Origin of the sequence: Rhizobium sp. BK650 (assembly GCF_014195325.1) — a bacterium.
Lineage (GTDB): Bacteria > Pseudomonadota > Alphaproteobacteria > Rhizobiales > Rhizobiaceae > Rhizobium.
On sequence record NZ_JACIBK010000003.1, the window covers coordinates 36,964 to 54,189 of the forward strand.

21 protein-coding genes are annotated in these 17,226 nt (G+C 59.8%); 6 read left to right on the top strand and 15 right to left on the bottom strand.

Annotation, left to right across the window (positions count from 1 at the left end; translation table 11 throughout):
• Window positions 1-123: 123 nt before the first annotated feature.
• The 5 genes from FHX15_RS08305 to FHX15_RS08325 all read right to left on the bottom strand — a co-directional run bounded on the left by FHX15_RS08305 (window position 124) and on the right by FHX15_RS08325 (window position 4,179).
• Window positions 124-1,032, bottom strand: coding sequence for a homocysteine S-methyltransferase family protein (locus FHX15_RS08305; RefSeq protein WP_184395433.1), 909 nt, complete (start codon window positions 1,030-1,032; stop codon window positions 124-126).
• Window positions 1,033-1,145: 113 nt separating this feature from the next.
• Entirely contained in the window at window positions 1,146-1,835 is a 690-nt protein-coding gene (locus tag FHX15_RS08310) for an ABC transporter permease (protein WP_184395435.1), read from the bottom strand.
• 12 nt (window positions 1,836-1,847) lie between these two features.
• Entirely contained in the window at window positions 1,848-2,573 is a 726-nt protein-coding gene (locus tag FHX15_RS08315; RefSeq protein WP_184395437.1) for an ABC transporter permease, read from the bottom strand.
• A gap of 8 nt (window positions 2,574-2,581) precedes the next feature.
• Complete coding sequence (locus FHX15_RS08320) at window positions 2,582-3,355, bottom strand: transporter substrate-binding domain-containing protein (RefSeq protein ID WP_184395439.1); 774 nt, start codon at window positions 3,353-3,355, stop codon at window positions 2,582-2,584.
• Window positions 3,356-3,399: 44 nt separating this feature from the next.
• A complete protein-coding gene (locus tag FHX15_RS08325; RefSeq protein WP_184395441.1) occupies window positions 3,400-4,179 on the bottom strand; it encodes an ABC transporter ATP-binding protein in 780 nt (259 codons plus the stop codon).
• Between the two features lie 163 nt (window positions 4,180-4,342).
• On the opposite strand from FHX15_RS08325, the gene FHX15_RS08330 reads away from it, so the two are divergent.
• Window positions 4,343-4,807: an Lrp/AsnC family transcriptional regulator gene (locus FHX15_RS08330; RefSeq protein WP_184395443.1), complete on the top strand. Its 465-nt coding sequence runs from the start codon at window positions 4,343-4,345 to the stop codon at window positions 4,805-4,807.
• 134 nt (window positions 4,808-4,941) lie between these two features.
• Here FHX15_RS08330 and FHX15_RS08335 read toward each other — a convergent pair whose 3' ends face one another.
• The 3 genes from FHX15_RS08335 to FHX15_RS08345 all read right to left on the bottom strand — a co-directional run bounded on the left by FHX15_RS08335 (window position 4,942) and on the right by FHX15_RS08345 (window position 7,930).
• On the bottom strand, window positions 4,942-6,168 hold the full coding sequence (locus FHX15_RS08335; protein WP_184395446.1) for an HlyD family secretion protein: 1,227 nt from the start codon (window positions 6,166-6,168) through the stop codon (window positions 4,942-4,944).
• Window positions 6,169-6,170: 2 nt separating this feature from the next.
• Window positions 6,171-6,875, bottom strand: coding sequence for a hypothetical protein (locus tag FHX15_RS31715; protein ID WP_409527001.1), 705 nt, complete (start codon window positions 6,873-6,875; stop codon window positions 6,171-6,173).
• Window positions 6,876-7,132: 257 nt separating this feature from the next.
• Window positions 7,133-7,930 (bottom strand): hypothetical protein, encoded by a 798-nt coding sequence (locus FHX15_RS08345; protein WP_184395448.1) that lies wholly within the window; start codon window positions 7,928-7,930, stop codon window positions 7,133-7,135.
• 134 nt (window positions 7,931-8,064) lie between these two features.
• On the opposite strand from FHX15_RS08345, the gene FHX15_RS08350 reads away from it, so the two are divergent.
• Complete coding sequence (locus FHX15_RS08350) at window positions 8,065-8,505, top strand: hypothetical protein (protein ID WP_184395450.1); 441 nt, start codon at window positions 8,065-8,067, stop codon at window positions 8,503-8,505.
• Between the two features lie 142 nt (window positions 8,506-8,647).
• Here the strand turns inward: FHX15_RS08350 and FHX15_RS08355 are convergent, their stop codons facing one another.
• Window positions 8,648-9,043 carry a hypothetical protein gene (locus FHX15_RS08355; RefSeq protein ID WP_184395451.1) on the bottom strand — a complete coding sequence of 132 codons (396 nt, stop codon included), beginning with the start codon at window positions 9,041-9,043 and terminating at the stop codon, window positions 8,648-8,650.
• Window positions 9,040-9,243: a hypothetical protein gene (locus tag FHX15_RS08360; RefSeq protein ID WP_184395453.1), complete on the bottom strand. Its 204-nt coding sequence runs from the start codon at window positions 9,241-9,243 to the stop codon at window positions 9,040-9,042. The genes FHX15_RS08355 and FHX15_RS08360 overlap by 4 nt, the downstream gene beginning before the upstream one ends.
• A gap of 384 nt (window positions 9,244-9,627) precedes the next feature.
• Between FHX15_RS08360 and FHX15_RS08365 the strand changes: the two genes are divergently transcribed.
• A complete protein-coding gene (locus FHX15_RS08365; RefSeq protein WP_184395455.1) occupies window positions 9,628-10,137 on the top strand; it encodes a MarR family winged helix-turn-helix transcriptional regulator in 510 nt (169 codons plus the stop codon).
• Here FHX15_RS08365 and FHX15_RS08370 read toward each other — a convergent pair.
• Window positions 10,134-11,318: an MFS transporter gene (locus FHX15_RS08370; RefSeq protein ID WP_184395457.1), complete on the bottom strand. Its 1,185-nt coding sequence runs from the start codon at window positions 11,316-11,318 to the stop codon at window positions 10,134-10,136. The genes FHX15_RS08365 and FHX15_RS08370 overlap by 4 nt on opposite strands.
• Before the next feature lie 10 nt (window positions 11,319-11,328).
• On the bottom strand, window positions 11,329-11,739 hold the full coding sequence (locus FHX15_RS08375) for an SET domain-containing protein-lysine N-methyltransferase (RefSeq protein ID WP_184395459.1): 411 nt from the start codon (window positions 11,737-11,739) through the stop codon (window positions 11,329-11,331).
• An 86-nt stretch (window positions 11,740-11,825) separates the two neighbouring features.
• Between FHX15_RS08375 and FHX15_RS08380 the strand changes: the two genes are divergently transcribed.
• Window positions 11,826-12,728 (top strand): hypothetical protein, encoded by a 903-nt coding sequence (locus tag FHX15_RS08380; protein WP_184395461.1) that lies wholly within the window; start codon window positions 11,826-11,828, stop codon window positions 12,726-12,728.
• Between the two features lie 117 nt (window positions 12,729-12,845).
• Here FHX15_RS08380 and FHX15_RS08385 read toward each other — a convergent pair whose 3' ends face one another.
• From FHX15_RS08385 to FHX15_RS08395, 3 genes are all read right to left on the bottom strand, one after another.
• Window positions 12,846-13,097: a hypothetical protein gene (locus FHX15_RS08385; protein WP_184395463.1), complete on the bottom strand. Its 252-nt coding sequence runs from the start codon at window positions 13,095-13,097 to the stop codon at window positions 12,846-12,848.
• 162 nt (window positions 13,098-13,259) lie between these two features.
• The gene (locus FHX15_RS08390) at window positions 13,260-14,249 is read right to left on the bottom strand and encodes a carbon-nitrogen hydrolase family protein (RefSeq protein ID WP_184395465.1); all 990 of its coding nucleotides are present in this window, start codon (window positions 14,247-14,249) and stop codon (window positions 13,260-13,262) included.
• Window positions 14,250-14,486: 237 nt separating this feature from the next.
• Window positions 14,487-15,365, bottom strand: coding sequence for an aldo/keto reductase family oxidoreductase (locus FHX15_RS08395; RefSeq protein ID WP_184395467.1), 879 nt, complete (start codon window positions 15,363-15,365; stop codon window positions 14,487-14,489).
• Window positions 15,366-15,482: 117 nt separating this feature from the next.
• Here FHX15_RS08395 and FHX15_RS08400 point away from each other — a divergent pair, with 117 nt between their 5' ends.
• Window positions 15,483-16,400, top strand: a complete 918-nt coding sequence (locus tag FHX15_RS08400) for a LysR family transcriptional regulator (RefSeq protein ID WP_184395469.1) — start codon at window positions 15,483-15,485, stop codon at window positions 16,398-16,400.
• Window positions 16,401-16,496: 96 nt separating this feature from the next.
• Entirely contained in the window at window positions 16,497-17,168 is a 672-nt protein-coding gene (locus tag FHX15_RS08405) for a VOC family protein (protein ID WP_184395471.1), read from the top strand.
• Window positions 17,169-17,226: the final 58 nt, after the last annotated feature.

Here is a 17,226-nt window from a genome sequence, read left to right on the forward strand (position 1 = left end):
GCTGGTACGCGGCATGGCAAAGCTGCACGCCAGTTGCGGCGAGGACATCGTAGCTATTGATATAGGCGTTGGCGATGCAGCCGCGCTCTTTGCTCAGGAACAGGAGTATCGCCGGCGGGTGCTTCAATCCGAAAACGTCGTCCTCAAGCGATGAATATGGGCAGCGCCGATGCCGCAGCAGCCGCCGATGATGGTCGCGCCCGCTTCGGCCCAGGAGCAGGCATAGCGCGAATAGGCATCGTCATTCAGATCGCTGCGGGTGTCGTGCAGCCCTTCATTGGCGGCTGCCTGACCCTGTTCCCCTTCGAAGGCATTGGCATAGACGCCGATTTCGAGGGGAGCGTCCATCTTCCGGAGTACGCGCGCTGCCGTCTCTACGGCGGCCTGCATGACCTCAGGCTTGCTGCAATTGAACAGGAGCGCTCCAGCACCCGAGGATGCCGCCCAGGATGCGGCGTCCTCGACCCTCTCGTTGGAGCGGAGTTTTGGTTCTGCGCCCTTCATGGCTGCTTCGTCGTCCGCTATCGTGAAGGATATCCAGAACGGCTTGCCTGATGTCGCCACCGACTTGCGGACGGCCTCTGCCTCGGCAATCAGGCTCAGCGTTTCGCCGAGCCATATATCGACAAAGGGGCCGAGGTTTTCGACAAGCACTTCGAGATAGTCCTGCACCCGCGAAGGCTGAAAGTTCTGCGGCTCGTATGAGCCGAAGATCGGCGGCAGCGACCCGGCGACCAGTACCTTCCGATCCCTAACGGCATCGGCCGCCTCGCGCGCCAGGCGGCCCGCGAGACGGATCAGCGCCGGCCCTTCCTTCCGAAACCGGTCCTCGCCGATGTGAAAGGGCACGAGCGCATAGCTGTTTGTCGTGATCACCTCGGAGCCGGCGGCGATGAATTCCCGGTGGACCTCACGCACGATGTCAGGCGAATTCATCAGCGCCAATGCCGACCATTCCGGTTGTTTCAGCTCGGCGCCGAGCCGCTGCAGCTCGCGGCTCATGCCGCCATCGAGAATTCGGGTCATGCTCACGAAGAGGTCTCCATTCGGTCTGTCGCGCCGTGACCGGCGTCGGGTTTTTCATAAGAAAGTGGGCGGGGTGCAGATGGTTCGTGCGTCAGCGAGTTCATGGCCGGCTCTTGGGTCTAGCGACGGACCGGCACCTGCGCTTCGAGACCTCGAAAGACGCGGGCGACCACAGCGGTCAAGGCGAGATAGAAGAGGGTGACGACCAGCAGCGGTTCATAGACGAGCAGCGTGTCCTGCCGGACCTTGTTGGCGACGGCGTAGAGATCCATCACCGTCACCGTAAATGCGAGCGGCGTCGCCTTGAGCTGCATGACGATCTCGCCCGCAATGGTCGGCAGGGCGATGCGAACGGCGCGCGGCAGCCAGATGCGGCGGGTCAGCTTCCAGGGCGACAGGCCGAAGGCCCGGCCGGCTTCGAGCTCCCCCTTGGGAACGGCAAGCAGCGCGCCGCGCAATACCTCTGCCTCATAGGCGGCATAGTTCAGCGTGAAACTGACCGCGGCGAAGAAGAAGCCTTCGCGCAGGATCGGCCAGAACAGGCTCTGGCGGATGCCGGGGATCATGGGGAGCAGCGAACCCACGCCGTAGTAGAGAAGCCACAGCTGGATCAGCAGCGGCGTGCCGCGGAAGAAGGTGCAATAGCCGCGAGCGAGCAGCCGTGTCAGTCTGCCGCCGCTGACCTGCGCGAAGGCCAGGCCGATGGCGATGACGAAGCCGAACACCACCGATATCACCAGCAGGCAGACCGTCTGCCAGGCGCCCGTCAGAAGCAGCGGCCAATAGGAAGAAATCCAGGTGAAATTCATCGGGCGTTCTCTTCAGGCAAGGCGCGGCTGGCCCCGCCGCATCCGCCCTTCGATCAGTTTGAAAAGGACGTTGGAAACGAGCGTGATGGCGAGGTAGAGAAGAGCCGAGGCGAGGAAAAAGACGAAGTAGTGTTTGGTGCTTGCCCCCGCAAGGCGGGTGGCGAGCGCCAGTTCCTGATAGCCGACGACCGCAACCAGCGCACTGTCCTTGGTGACCGACATCCACAGATTGGCAAGACCGGGCAGGGCGTTCGGCAGAAGCGCCGGCAGCAGGACGCGGCGAAATCTCAGCGCCGGCCCCATGCCGAAGGCCTTGGCAGCCTCGATCTGGCCAACGGGAATGGCGAGGATCGCGCCGCGCAGCACCTCCGTCATATAGGCCCCCTGCACGAAGCCCAGCACCGCGACGGCCGCGATGAAACCGTTCACGTTGACCGGCGGCAGGTCGAACGCGGCCAGGAGCCGGTTGAGACCGTCGGTGCCGGCATAATAGAGCCCGACGATCAGGATCAGCTCAGGGACGGCGCGAATGAGCGTGGTGTAGACATCGAGCAGCAGGCGGAGAACGCGGTTGCCCGAAAGCTTTCCAAGCGCGCCGCCCGTACCGAGCAGCAGGCCGATCGCGAAAGCGCAGGCCGAGATGGCGACCGTGGAGACCGCGCCTGCCAGGAGAACGCCGCCCCATCCCGGAGGATAGGGAGACAGCAGGTCGAGAATGCCTTGTTGCGCGGTCGCCATCAGGACTATTACTTTGCGCCGTAGATGTCGAAGTCGAAGTATTTCTTGGTGATCGCGTCATACTGGCCGCTGGCGCGAACCGCGGCGATCGCCTTGTTCAGCTTGGCTTTCAGTTCGGTATCTTCCTTGCGCAGGCCGCCCGAAGTGCCAGCCCCGAGGATCTCCTTGTCGTCGGCGACGTCGCCCATGTTGGCGCAGCAATCCTTGCCGGCATCGCTTTTCAGGAAAGCATCGAGCGCAAGCGAATCGCCGAAGACGTAGTCGATGCGGCCGGAGGCGAGATCCTGAAAAGCCTCGTCGAGCGTCTGGTAGGTCTTTTCCTCGGCGACGCCGGCAAAATACTTCTTGTAATATTCCGACTGGATCGTCGACACCTGGATGCCGATGGTCTTGCCCTTCACGTCCTCGGCAGTGGCGCCTGGTTTCTGGTCCTTGGGGCCGATCAGGTTGCTCGGCGTGTTGTAATATTTGTCGGTGAAGTCGATCACCTTCGAGCGTTCCGCGGTGTTCGACATCGACGACCAGATCACGTCGAACTTCTTGCTTTGCAGAGCCGGAATGAGACCATCCCAGGAAATGTCGACGATCGAGCATTTCTCCTTCATCTCCGCGCAGACGGCATTCATGAGATCGATCTCCCATCCATGCCATTCTCCGGAGGCATCCTTGGCGAAGAAAGGCGGATAGGATTCGTTCATCACGCCGAAGCGGACTTCGGCCTGCGCGGCGACGGCGGAAAGTACAAATGCCGCGCCGGCAAAAAAGGTGGGGATCAGCTTCATTCGCAGGATTCTCCTGGTTTGTGTTGTCGATGAGAGTTCGCGCGTCAGTGGGCGCTGAGACCGGTAAATTCCCGGCAGCGGGCACTCACCGGCGCCCCGAATATCTGCTCCGGCGGGCCTTCCTCCTCGATCCGTCCCTGATGCAGGAACAGAACCCGGCTGGAGACATCGCGTGCGAAACGCATTTCATGCGTGACCATCAGCATCGTCCGGCCTTCTTCCGCGAGGTCCCGGATCACTTTGAGCACCTCGCTGACCAGTTCCGGATCAAGCGCCGACGTCGGCTCGTCAAACAGCATGACGGCGGGATCGATGCACAGCGCCCTGGCAATGGCCGCGCGCTGCTGCTGGCCACCGGACAGGAAAGCGGGATAGGCGTCGCGTTTATCGAAGAGCCCGACCTTGTGGAGCAGCGCCTCCGCCTTTTCGATGGCCTCGCGCCGCGAAATGCCCATGACATGCACCGGCGCCTCGATGACGTTTTCCAGCACCGTCCGATGCGCCCAGAGATTGAAGCTCTGGAAGACCATGCCGAGCCCGGTGCGTAGCCGTTCGATCTGCCGCCAGCTGCGCGGCTGCAGCCGCCCGCCCGGGCCGGCTTTCATCGCGACTTCCTCGCCGTTCATGGCAATGCGGCCGCGATCAGGCGTTTCCAAAAAATTGATGCATCTGAGGAAGGTGCTCTTGCCAGAACCTGACGAGCCGATAATGGAGATCACATCCGACTTGCGGGCCTCGGTCGAGATACCCTTGAGAACCTGTTGCGAGCCGAAGCTTTTATGGAGATCTTCGACGCGAAGAGCAGGAAAGGGTCGATCTGGCATGCATGGTTCCGGCTGAACTGAATTTGCGAAGGATAATGATAAAATAACGCGGTTTTTTCGCGCAATTTTTATTCATTCTGCATATTTTATGCAAAATAATCTACTTCATGCGGCAAATGCGGCAGAATGCTGAAAGCGCCGCGACGAAAATCTGGACTGGACAATGGAACAACTGGATCGTTTTGACCGTGAGATTCTCGATATCGTCCAGCGCGACTGCCAGCTGAAGGCCGAAACGATCGCCGAACGGGTCGGCCTATCGGTCTCGGCCGTGCAGAGGCGGTTGAAGCGCCTGCGCGAGGAGGGGATCATCAAGGCGGAGGTGGCCGTCCTCGACCGGAAGGCGACGGGGACATCGATGGTATTCATCGTCGGGATGGAGATCGAGCGGGACAATTACGACGCGCTCGCGAAGTTCCGCCTCTGGGCGGAGAAGCAGGATCACATACAGCAGGTCTATTACGTCACGGGTGCGGTCGATCTGATCGCGATCATCACCGCTCGCGACGTCGAGCACTATGACGATATCGCGGCCCTGATCATGGCGGAAAACCCGCAGATCCGCCGCATGCATACGAATGTCGTGCTGCGGGACGTCAAGCTCGGCCTGTTCGTGCCCCTCCAATAGCAGGCGGACCACGGCCAGCTACAGCATCGGCCCGAAAATCGGAATCGATTTTCGGAAAGCCTGATGCGTAGATTCAAAAAGTTAGAGCGTCCTTTGTGCGTCCGAATGGACGCACGGCGCTCTAGGCGCCTGCCTCAATGTCCCGTCAGCACCAGCGTCTGCACCGGCAGGAACAGCGCCTGCATGCGCAGGATCATCGCGTGCACCAGGCCGACCGTGTCGATGACATGCAGGCCGATCGATTTGAAGGTGCCGATATTGGGGTCGGCGAGTGCATCGTGGTTGCTGGTATAGGCATTGGCGATGCAGCTGCCGCCGGGGGGCACGTCGTCCAGGCCGCCGGGGAAGAGGGGTTGCAGGAAGACGGTCAACGTACCCGGTTTTGCCAGTTGCGTGATATCGACGAGCTGGTCGGTCGGGCGCAGCTGGCCGGCGGCGATCACGTCCTGAACTTCGGTGACGACGAGCGGAATGATGGCGAAGGGTTTGCCGACGCAGGTGGCTTCGGCCACCATGCCCGGTCTCATGACCTGCGCCTCGATCTGGCCGAAGCCGGCGACCAGCGTGCCGCGGCCGGCCTCGCTCGGCACCAGGATGCCGGCCGGGCGCAGCATGGAGTTCAGCACGTCACCCCGACGCAGCGTGAACTGCTGGACGGTGCCGGAGATACCGGCTCTGACGACGGTCTTGTCCAGTTCCACCTGGGCCTGCGCGAGCGCTGCCTCCGCGCTTGCCTTCTGTGCCGGCAGGAGCACGCTGAGCTTGGTCTGCAAAGTCTCCTTGCTGGCATAGGCGGCGCTGACCATGCCGCGCTGGCTTTCGACCGTATTGGTGAGCCGGTCCACTTCGCGGCGGGCGACGGCATCGTTCTTCAGGAGCTGGGTCTTCATCTGCAGTTCGTCGATCGAAACCTGTAGGGCGCCTTCGGCCTGCCGGATCAGGCCATCGGCGCTGGCAAGCTCGCTTTCGGCCACCTTGGTCTGTGCCTCGACCTCGGCGATCTGCTTGCGCGCCACGTCGAGGGCGGCCTTCTGGGCGGAATCGTCGAGCCGGAAGAGCGGCGCCCCGGCCTCGACCTTCTGGTTGACGCCGACGAAGACCTCATCGACGCGGCCGATGCTCTCGGGGAGGATGGTGACGGTGCGGAAGACGGCAGTGACGCTCGATGTCGAGGGGTGGAAATAGAAGATCATGGTGATCAGCGAGATGGTCAGGATCAGGCAGGCCGAGATGCCCCAGCGCAACTCGTACCACACGCTGTAGAGCGTGATCTCGCGGCCGATGCGCTTTCCCTGCCCATAGCGGCGGAAGAGATAATCGGGGAAAATGGTCAGCATCGAGCAGAGCATCAATTCCAGCATGGTCAGATACCTTTTTCCTGGGCGCTGGCTTTAACGACCGGCTGGACGAGCTGCGGCTGAGGCGACGGGGCAGGCGCGATCGGTGCGCCGGAGACTGGGGCGCCGGATACGGGGGCGCCGGATACGGGGGCGCCGGTCGACCCGTGATTGGCCTCATGACGCGGGGCGGCTGCAGCCGAAGGCTCCTCAACGGGGAGCGCTTCGGCCGGAGGGACGGGAGTTCCCTGAGCGATGCCGGCCTCGGGACTGCGGCTCGCGAGCCTCGCAATGGACCGTGCGATGGAATATAGCGGCGTCGAAAAATCGGGAATACGGACCATTGCCAGCAGCAGGCCGATAATCCAGTAGATATGATTGTGCGTGAAGAGGGAGATCAGCGCCAACACCGCGACGATCTCCAGCTGCACCTTGTTTGCCCGGTGCGCGATGCGTTCAGGAACGGCATGGAGCTGGAAGTAGAAATTGCCGATCGCGAGGATCATCAACAGCATCAGCACGATGACGGTGACGAAGAGATAGTCGGTTTGCCCGGGCGCGGTGATGAAGACGGGCACATGATCGGTAAGGGCGGCGTGATAGGGCTGCGCTGCCGTTCCAGTATCCGCAGCCGCTGCGGTTTGAGCGCTCAGAATCGCCATCGTGGCGGCCGTACCGATACCGGTCCCGTGGCGGTTGTGGTGCCTTTCAGTCTTGTCTCGATGCCCCATGCCAGCATTCCCCTCGAATGGCATTTTAGTGTCGTCGCAAGTTTAGGCTCTTTGTGCACGGCATGAAAGTACGTAACAGTAACTAGCTGCCCAAGCGGAGGTCGCGAGAGCAGAAGGCGATTGCGCCGTTGTCAGGGTAGGCAGAGTGGCGCGTTCGGTTGCCGGCAAGGGCTTTTCTCCCCGCGCGAAGCTGTAAAGCCTGGAGACATACCTGACAGATGTTAGGAGACATGTCTGACGGTCAGTTCCCTGAACCATCATAGATCGGCATTCTGCAATCGATGGCGCATCCAGATATTCGGCTCCTCGTAGAGCCCGATACCGTTCTCGCAATCGGCGATCAGCGGCGCCAAACCGCCTTCCACATGATACGGCCCGGAGACTGGAAAACGCAGGCCAGTCCATTCCGTCCATTGCGATAGCGGCGCAGAAACTCGCATCGAACGCGGTGCGATTTTCACAAGGCGGGCGCCGAGCTGCCAATGCTTGCGCACCCAGGGGTCGAAAGGGGCGCCGTCAGCCGTCGTCCAGGCCATGTAGTCTGCGAAAGGTATCAGGGGATAGGCCTGTTTCCTCGTGGGGCGCACGGGTGCGACGAGAGCCTGAAAGCCGTGATGTCCGGCGTCGGCCTTCATGTTCGCGATCAGGCGTTCGGCGAGATGCGAGCCGCGCATGGCCGGCGACACGACGATAGCAAGCGCGGAGAGTGCATTGGGTTTCCGGCCTTGTGTGAGGATGTGCACTCCGTCGGCGAGAACGGCATCCCATCCGGCATCGGGCAGGGAGGCATCGTCGTCGGGGGTGCCCCAGACGAAAGGAATACTGTTCGACGTCGCCAGAACCTGTTCGTTTCCGTGGCGGTCGATGCCGAGGGCAAGAAACTGATGGCGGCGCAGATTTTCCGAGAACAGGCTATTCCAATATTTGACGACGATCTCATCGCCGCCGATGAATTTTGGCCAGACGGCCGCGCCGAGTTCATCAAAGGCGGGAATGAGGTCGGGTCGCTCCTCGGCGGAAACAAGGGTGATCTCGTTGCAGGTCTCTTCCGTCATGCCTGACTTTTCCCGAATCTATCTCCGCGATCGAGAGCGTAGTCGGCCGCAACGGGCCGTCACATGCAACCTTTTGTTTATGTGCCGAACGTAAGGTCACCCAGGATGTGCGATTCCTGCGGAGGGCGAGGCAAATGGGATATGATCTTCATATCACTCGCAAAGAGAATTGGTTTGACGCGACCCCGGGCTTTTCGCTCGAGGACTGGTTTGGCTATGTGGAGAGCGATCCTGAACTGAGGCATGATGGTTTTGCCGAAGCTGCCTTGAATGGACGCGACGTTCTGCGCGTCGAACGGAAGGGCCTGTGTGTCTGGACGGCTTATTCCGGTGGAGAGCGGGGAAATGACGTCTGCTGGCTCGCCTGGAGCGAGAGCGATAATATCGACGTGAAGAATCCTGATCCCGAAATTCGCCGCAAGATGTGGTCGATCGCTGAACGCCTTGGCGCCAAAGTTCAGGGTGATGACGGGGAGTTCTATGGCCCCGATGGGGAACCCATAGCGGATGTCACATCGACGCCTGGATCAGAATCACCGGCCGTGAAGCGTCCATGGTGGCGTTTCTGGCAGTAAAGATCACCGGGAAATTGGCATCAAGAGAGCGCCTGGCTCCGGCCGAAGGCGTTTCGCAAGGTCACCGGAGGAATTCGGCCCCCAACCCAGCGCTCCCTTGATGACGTGATGATCGCAGCAGATGGTTGAGGGCGCGCCCTGACTATCTCTTAAGCTGCCGTGCGAGGAGCGCGCCGGCATCACCGATGACGATTGCCGGGATCAGCACCAGCGCCATGTCATGGATACGGGGCGGCACGTCGATGACGACGAGAGAAAGGCCGAACCAGGGATTGAGGATCTGCACCAGATAGATCGCCGCCCACCAGAAGCCGAACGGCACGACGATGAGAAGACGGCCGAGGCGGGTGGCGCTCCAGCGGTCGGCGGCCTCGGCAACGGCGATGTCGCGGGCGGTCTCGATGCCTTTGATCACTTCCGCGGCGGCAAGCTTCTGCTGATCGGTCTCAGCCTCCAGTCTCGCCTGGTAGGCGGCAAGCAACGGGCCGGTGAATTTCTCGATGATGCCGCCGAGCAGCAGGTCGCTCAGCCACTTCATTTCGCCCACCCGCAGCGATGCGCCAGATAATACCAGCCTTCGGCAATGGCGGCGATGAGCGCGCCGAAGGCGACCTGGAAGGCCACGGCGACATCGGGATCGCGCGAGATCATCTCACCGAGATCGGGCGCGATCAGTCCTCTGGTGACGAGGACGGCCGCGAGGTAACGCAGGAGAATGCGGATGAGGACGAGGGTCATGTCTGCTGCCCGTGATGATGATGATGGATGGCCGCAGGATCGCTCGAGAAAGGTTGTCAGGCTGAACTCGCGGTGATTGCAGTTTTTCTTGGAGCACGGGAGAGTGTTTATTTTCAATAGGTTGTTAGCTGTGTATTTGCTGCATTGCTCTCGACACTCTTGTCTTCGGCCTCGCGCCTAATCTTTTCCCCATGGCAGATCCTCGGGACAAGCCCGAGCATGACGCCGGGTGAGTGGCATGGCTCACAAAGAACCTCAGATCGCCGGCCTCTCATCCGTCATCTTTGGGCTTGTCCCTGATCTCTGCCGACGAGTTTGTGCCTTATTGATGAAGTAGTGGCACTATATTATATGTATTATAAATACAATATTAGGGGTCACACGATGTGCCAAGGGGAAATGCGGCTTCCAAATCTAATTGGAGCACTGTCGGTTGCAGTCGATGATCGGGTAAACAAAGCCTTTGCAGGTGTAACTGCGCTTGGCGGTGAAGCGCCCGCAGCAATTATACAAATTGGCCAAATGCCGAATTTAACAATCTCGAACCTTAGCCGTATATTGGGTTTGAGCCATTCCGCCACCGTGCGTATTGTATCTAAGCTATTGGAAGGCGGCTTGTTGGTGAAAGACCGCCAGGACGGCGATGCGCGGAACATATCACTGAATCTGACCACGAAGGGCGCCGCGCTCATGAGTTCTCTGCTGAGCACTCGACTAAACATCATCGCCAGTATCGCGGATACCTTGCCGGCTTCAAAAAAGGCCGAGCTAGAAGACCTGCTGGCGATGCTACTCGGTGGGTTTGCAAAAACCCACGATGACGCCGTTCGCATTTGCCGCCTGTGCGACGAGCAGGCATGCCCGCAGGATGCCTGCCCAGTTGTTGCAAATTAAAGCGTCTCAGCAATGGCTTTGGTGGGCGCCGCCTGTCGGCCAAGTCCACTAAGGCCGAAATATGCTCCGATACAGAACACTATCAGAATGAGCCCAATGCTTACGATGAGGCCCTGTGGGCCGAACAGATCCATTGCGGCGCCTCCAACAGCGGCGCCGGCTGCGCAGCCCAAAGAATACGCCATTGAAAAGGCCGTGCTGACGAGAGGCAAATTCTTGCCCTTATATGTTTCGCCTACAACGACCAAAGCGAGATTATAGAGGCCAACTACAGTTCCACCAGCTATGAATGCACCTGTCCAGCCAGCGACTGGAATTGGATTGACGGCGGAAACTGCAAATACGGAGACTGAAGCGACCAGGGCGCAACCTGCAAGGAGCTTGCGTCTGTCAAGGCGATCGGCCAGCCAGCCTAGCGGCATTGTCAGTATCACTTCGCCGAATGTGTAAGTCACCAGAATGGCAACAGCTACTTGATGAGTGAGTCCGATGCCGATGCCGAAGACCGGCAACAGCGTGTAAAGAGCGGTTTCGGCTATACCGACCAATGCCGCGATAAGCAGCAAGCCACGAGCCTGCCATGCGACCTGCCAATTTACGCTGTCCTCTTCCTCAAAATCTGAGCTGCCCTTGTCTCTGAATGCTGACAATGCGGCCATCGTCACCAGGGCGATACTCGCCGCGGCAGCCGGCCCCCAAAGCGTTGAAATGTCCGTCACATATATCAGACATGGGCCAAGGAAAAAGCCGAAGGAATAGCCCATCTGAAAGATGCCATTCATAAGGCCACGGTAGCGGTTATCGACGACATGATTCAGCCATGCTTCCGTTGAAATCCATAGGCCCGCCAGAGCGGTACCGAGCACGGTTCTATAGACGAAAAGTGCCCAGGTGTCGTTTACAACCGCAATGGCGGCAAAACTCACGCCTGCCGTTAGCATCGCTACGATTGAGAATTTCGCATAGCCAAGGCGCACAATCAGTCCAGGCACTAAGGGACCGACAGCGAGAACCCCCAATGACCCTAGCATGGCGTTCATGCCAATGAGTGTGCTGCTTAGGCCCCTTTGCTCAAGCAAAAGGGAGTAATAGGGGAACGAGAAGCCATAAATGATCGCTTCGGTAAATCCGACGAAGCAAACCAGATAGGTGACGAGGGAGCGGGATGAATTTGCTTGCATGGCATCGCCTTCACAGCACGCATTTGGCATCAGCGCACCAACATCGTATTCCTTCAGGAATAAAATCCCATTTCGTGTAATCCATGGTCAGCGTTTCCCCTTTTTCGATCCTTCGGGCGGCCTTCAAAACTATGCGATCAACGGGGACTACGTTAGGCGTGCAGCTATGAATTATGTAGTCAACGCCCGATCTAGTTTCAGTGACGAGCCCGAGTAATTTGCTTTCGATCAATGCCACTTGTACAATATATTTATGCTCCCTGTTGTTGATGAGTTGATTGTTTTCAACGTCAAATACTTGTATTTCGCCGTCATAAACTCCGAGCAGCGTCCCTTCGGCAATAATGCTCTTGGCAACTATTCCCTTCTCTCCAGCACTAAGGTCAATTTCCTCGACTAAATTCCAATTCGTATAGGTCATGCTTTTCTCCTTGTTGACAATGTATGCGGCATGCATATGTTTTGGCAGTCCCTTTGGACGCTGTCAAGGTTGGGGGTTAAAGCACTATGACGCAGTTGTACGGTGTAAAAACGGAAGAAGACCGCGCGCTTGTGGAGCTTGTAGACGGTTGGATGAGGAAGCAGGTGGGATGCCTTTTCGGCCGGCGCGAATACGCTAAAGGCCGTTATCTGCTCGCCGTTGTAGAAACGAAGTCAGACTTTGAAGAGGCCAACCGCCTATATTTGGAAGACATAGCCGTCGGCACAGTATCTTCTTGTCTCTACATTTACAGAAATCACGGGGCTGCCACGAAACTGAAAACGGTAGGTGATGCAGTTGATGTTCTAAAGAACGAGATTATCTCCAATACCGTTACTTCTAAAAATAAACTAGGTCACCTGTCTCAGAGCATTTCGGCCCGCTGCCCCATTAGCGAGCGCAAGATTGAGTATTATGATTTTGATTTGGTGGCTTTCTACCCGCAAGCTCTGATTGAGGACGACCCACTGTACGATCCTTCCAATTTCGCCCCAGTCCTGTGCATCAACCAAACCTCCGATCTCTACGGCTTTTCTCTCTTGGTGGAGGAATTGATTGAGAGTAAACGCGAAACGCCGGGCGAAAATTCTGACGCATCTAAAGAACAGATGCTCCGTAAGGCGCAACGGATTTGGCATGACCTCGCTAAGCGTACCATTAATAACTATGGGAAGTTGACGAATCCGCGCCGGCTCTGCCCCGCACACGTTTCAGTGGATGAGAATTACTACATCACTCAACACGACGAGGCCGCATTTGGGGAAACTGAAAAGCTGGAGCACATCAGCGAAATGCCAGCTATCTATTTGGAGCGGGTAATAGACGAGTGGCTATCATTTTTTGGCACCGGCAGGGAAGTCTCTCTCAAGCATGTTGTTAGGCCCGCGCTCTGTCCTGTCCGAGTTCGCAATACCGCTGTGCCAGCCTGAAATAACCGACCCGTCGCCTCCAGCGTAAATAGTCGGCCTCTCATCCGTCGTCCTCGGGTTGTCCTTGATATCTCCCACGGTTGATGATGTCTGACACCAATCCAAAGGTAGCAGATGCTAGAGAAAGCGGGCGAGCACGCCTGAGGCAATCGCCTTGATCAGCAGGCCGGCAAGCGGCGTCAGCAGGATGGCGACGACCGCCCAGAGCGCCTTGCCGATGCGGTTCGCCAGCTTCTCGACGCTGCCTTCGATGCGCAGCAGGGCGGCATTGATATGCGGCTGCTGGGCTTCGAGAGAGACGACACGCTCCTTCAAATCGCCGATCCTGCTATGGAGCTTTTCAAGTTCGTTGCGGGTTGCCTCATCCATGATGCCATTCCTCTTTTGGCATCATGGATAGAGTGCGAACGGTTGAAATCGAAAAGCATGGCCGATCAAGCCGCGCGAGGCCGGCGTCGACCTGATCGCATTGGCCGTTTCTGTCATCACGCCGGGGACACCGATGGGCGGATTGCCCGGCGGTGGGGCGTTTCAGAAAGCCTCGCGGCTGTCGCTTCTCGGATCTCCCACGATCTGGTGCGGCCGGTAGAGATCGCCGCGGGCGGTGCGCCGCCAGGGGCGGGCAGGGTTTTCCGGATTGGTGGCGATTTCCGCTATCGCGATGCCGGGCGTGCCATCTCCAAGGCAGAGAGCTGCCCATCGGCCATTGGGGGCTGCGATGCCTGAGGGCGCGATCTCGCTTTGCGGCGCGTGTGCGGCGTAGCTGACCCAATAGGTATTGCTTGCGGCGTGGCCGAGCACCTCGGCTGCGAAAGGCGGCGATGCCGATGGCGTTTCTCCCGATGTGGAGAAGAGCATGCAATCGACATCGAGGCTCTCATATTCGATGAAGATTTCGGGATAGTGCGACTCCATCCCGGCGGCACACCCAAAACGCATGCCGTCCACCTCGAAGGTGACGGGCACTTTGCCCGGCGAATACATGAAGGAAATCTTCGTGTGGGAGAGCAGGCGCTCGTCACAACGCGTCACCAGTTCGCCCCGGTCGGAGAGGACATAGAGGCTGTTATGCGGTCGGTGCGGCGGGGTCAGCCGGTGGGGTGCACCGAAGATGGTCCACAGCTTCAGCTCGGCGGCCAAATTTCTCGTTTTTTCCAGCTCCTCGCTCAGAACCTCCCATCGATAGTGGCTCCAGTCGGCGCCGATCTCCCTGGGGCCGGTTTCAGAAATGAGACGCTTGTTGGGAAAGCAGATCGTGCCTTCCGGGAAGTGGATCAGCCGGGCGCCGGCCTTGCTCGCCTGGCGCATCAGCAGGCGCATTTCGGCGCCATTGGCGCGGAAAGCATCCGCGTCGCGCGGGTTGAGGCAAACAGTGGTCTGGGCCACCGCCAGCCGCAGAGATTTTCCGGCGGGCTCATCTGTTCTCGGCCTGCGGATGTGGCTGAGGGCTGAAGTATAGGATTCGCCGGTTCGTGCGGCGCGGGCGCGCACCTTGCGTTTGAGATTTCCGTTTTGGGTCATTGTCAGGCCTTTCCGTCACGGACGCATGTTCCCCGGCAACCACGCCCGAACGATCGGACCAAGGTTTTCGAACCCGAGACGGAAGTCCCTTTGCCTCCGTTCTAAAGACCCTGCCGGGGAGGATCGCTGGAGGTTGGGCGCAGGCCACGCCTGAACACGATGATGTTCGGGCCGCGGCGATTCGTCAATCTTGGGATGTGTCCTGCGGAACGCGGCAGTCCGCCGCGTTTCGTCGCGTCATGCGCCCTTCGCAGCGGCAATGCCATTGAGCTCCGCCATCACGTCGTCAGGCAGCTCGATATCCGCGACCGCGAGATTTTCCCGCAGGTGAACGCGCGAGGATGTGCCGGGGATCAGGAGGATATTCGGCGCGCGTTTCAGAAGCCAGGCGAGCGCCACCTGAAGGGGCGTGGCACCCAAGCGGGCGGCGACATCAGAGAGCGTCGACGATTGCAGGGGCGAGAAACCGCCGAGCGGGAAGAAGGGCACGTAGGCCGTGCCTTCCGCGGCGAGCTTGTCGATCAGCGCATCGTCGCCGCGATCGGCGAGGTTGTACTGGTTCTGGACGCAGACGATCTCGGTGATCTTGCGGCTGTCATCTACCTGTTTCGCCGTGGCATTCGACAGGCCGATATGCCTGATCAGGCCCTTCTGCTGCAGCTCGGCCAGAACCGTGAGCGGCGCTTCGAGCGAGCCTTCGGCCGGGCCATGCACATCGAACATGGCGCGCAGATTGACCACCTCGATCACGTCGAGACCGAGGTTTTTCAGGTTGCTGTGGATTGCCGCGGTCAGCTCTTCCTTGGAGAAGGCCGGGTTCCAGGAGGCGTCGGCCCCGCGCAGCGCGCCGACCTTGGTGACGATGACGAGATCATCGGGATAGGGGTGAAGCGCTTCCCTGATGATCTCATTAGTGACGTACGGGCCGTAGAAATCGCTGGTGTCGATATGGTTGACGCCGCTTTCGATGGCTTCGCGCAGCACCGCGATCGCTTCGTTTCGATCCCGCGGCGGACCAAAGACGCCCTTGCCGGCAAGCTGCATGGCGCCATAGCCAAGGCGCTTTACCTTGCGATCGCCGAGCTTGAAGCTTCCGGATTTTTCGACAGTAGACATGAAATCTCATCTCCGATTGAAGGCGGACAGGAAATAGGCCTGTATCGCGGCCCGGACAATCGGCTAAAACCCGGACGGGCTGTCCGGCTTATAGGACAATAGAGGGAGGCTGGGACTATGAAACGAGGTGCGCCTGAGATCAATGACGTTAGCGCCTTTCTCGCCGTCGCAAGGGCCGGCGGTTTTCGCGAGGCGGCGCGGGTGAGTCATATGAGCTCCTCGGGGCTCAGTGATGCGGTGCGCCGGCTGGAGACGGAGCTTGGGGTGCGGCTCTTCAACCGCACGACGCGCAGCGTGGTGCCAACAGAGGCCGGCCGCGGCCTGATGGAGCGGCTCGGTCCGGCTTTCGGCGAGATCGACGCGGCGCTCGACTTCGTGAAGGATTTTCGCGATCGGCCGGCCGGCTCGCTGAAGCTCAACGTGCCTGTCAGCGCCGCAAGGTTGGTGCTGCCGCGCATCGTGCCCCCGTTCCTGAAGCGCTATCCGGATATCCGCCTCGAGATCGTCACCGAGGAGAATTTCGTCGACATCATCGCCGCTGGATGCGATGCAGGCATCCGCTATGACGAGCGGCTGGAGCAGGACATGATCGCCGTGCCGATCGGCCCGCGCCGCCAGCGTTTTGCCGGTGGTGCATCCTCGGCCTATCTCGCCGAACACGGGCGGCCGCAGCATCCGCGCGATCTGCTGCAACATGCCTGCATCCGCGGGCGGTTTGCCGGTCGCGCCATCCCGGTCTGGGAATTCGAGCGCGATGGCGAGATCGTCAGGGTCGATCCGCCGAGCCCGCTGATCGTGCAGAACGGCGGCGGAACGGATCTCGCCATCGATGCGGCGGTTGCCGGAACCGGCATCGTTTTCACCTTCGAGGACTGGCTGAAGCCCTATTTCGAAAGCGGCGCGCTGGAGCCGGTGCTGGAGGAATGGTGGGAAAGCTTTTCCGGCCCCTTCCTTTATTATCCCGGCCGGCGGCAGGTACCCGCGCCGCTGCGCGCCTTTATCGATTTCATCAAAGCGATGCCGCGAGAAGGTTGAGCAGAGATCATCGGACCTCAACGTGGTAGAGTAGGTGCGGGCGATGCATTCGCCGTATCGCCATCATCATCAACATCATCGTGGAAGGGGAAGATCATGAGCATCGCAAGCAACATGACCGGCAACGGCACGAGCGAGATGAAGCTGGAGATCATCGTCGTGCCGGTGTCGGATGTCGACCGGGCCAAGGCTTTTTACGGCGGGCTCGGCTGGCGCCTTGATGCAGACTATTCCTCGGGCGATAACTACCGGGTGATCCAGTTCACCCCTCCTGGCTCGAACGCATCCGTCATCTTCGGGAAGAACGTGACGCCGGCGGCACCCGGCTCCGCGCAGGGCCTCTATCTCGTCGTCTCCGACATCGAGACTGCCCGCAAGGAGCTCAAGGAGCGTGGCGTTGAGGTCAGCGAGGCATTCCATCCCGAGGGAGAGGTCTATAGCGGTCCCGACGTGCCCTATCTTTTCGGCCGGCGGCGGGTCAGCGGCCCCGATCCCGACCGCGGAAGCTATCGCTCCTTCGCGGCCTTCAGCGACCCTGACGGCAACGGCTGGCTGTTCCAGGAAATCACCGCCCGGCTGCCCGGCCGGATCACCTCCGACCTTGCCGCCTTCGGCACGGCGAAGGATATTGCCGCAGCGCTCAGCCGGGCAGCCGCCGCACATGGTGAGCATGAGAAGCGCAATGGCGGAAAACACGATGAAAACTGGCCGGACTGGTATGCGGAATACATGATGGCCGAGCAGACGGGCAAGCCGTTGCCGCTGTGAGATGATGGACGAGACCGGCCGGCTGGGCCGGTCTCACCGTTGGTCTCAGGCCGGTGGA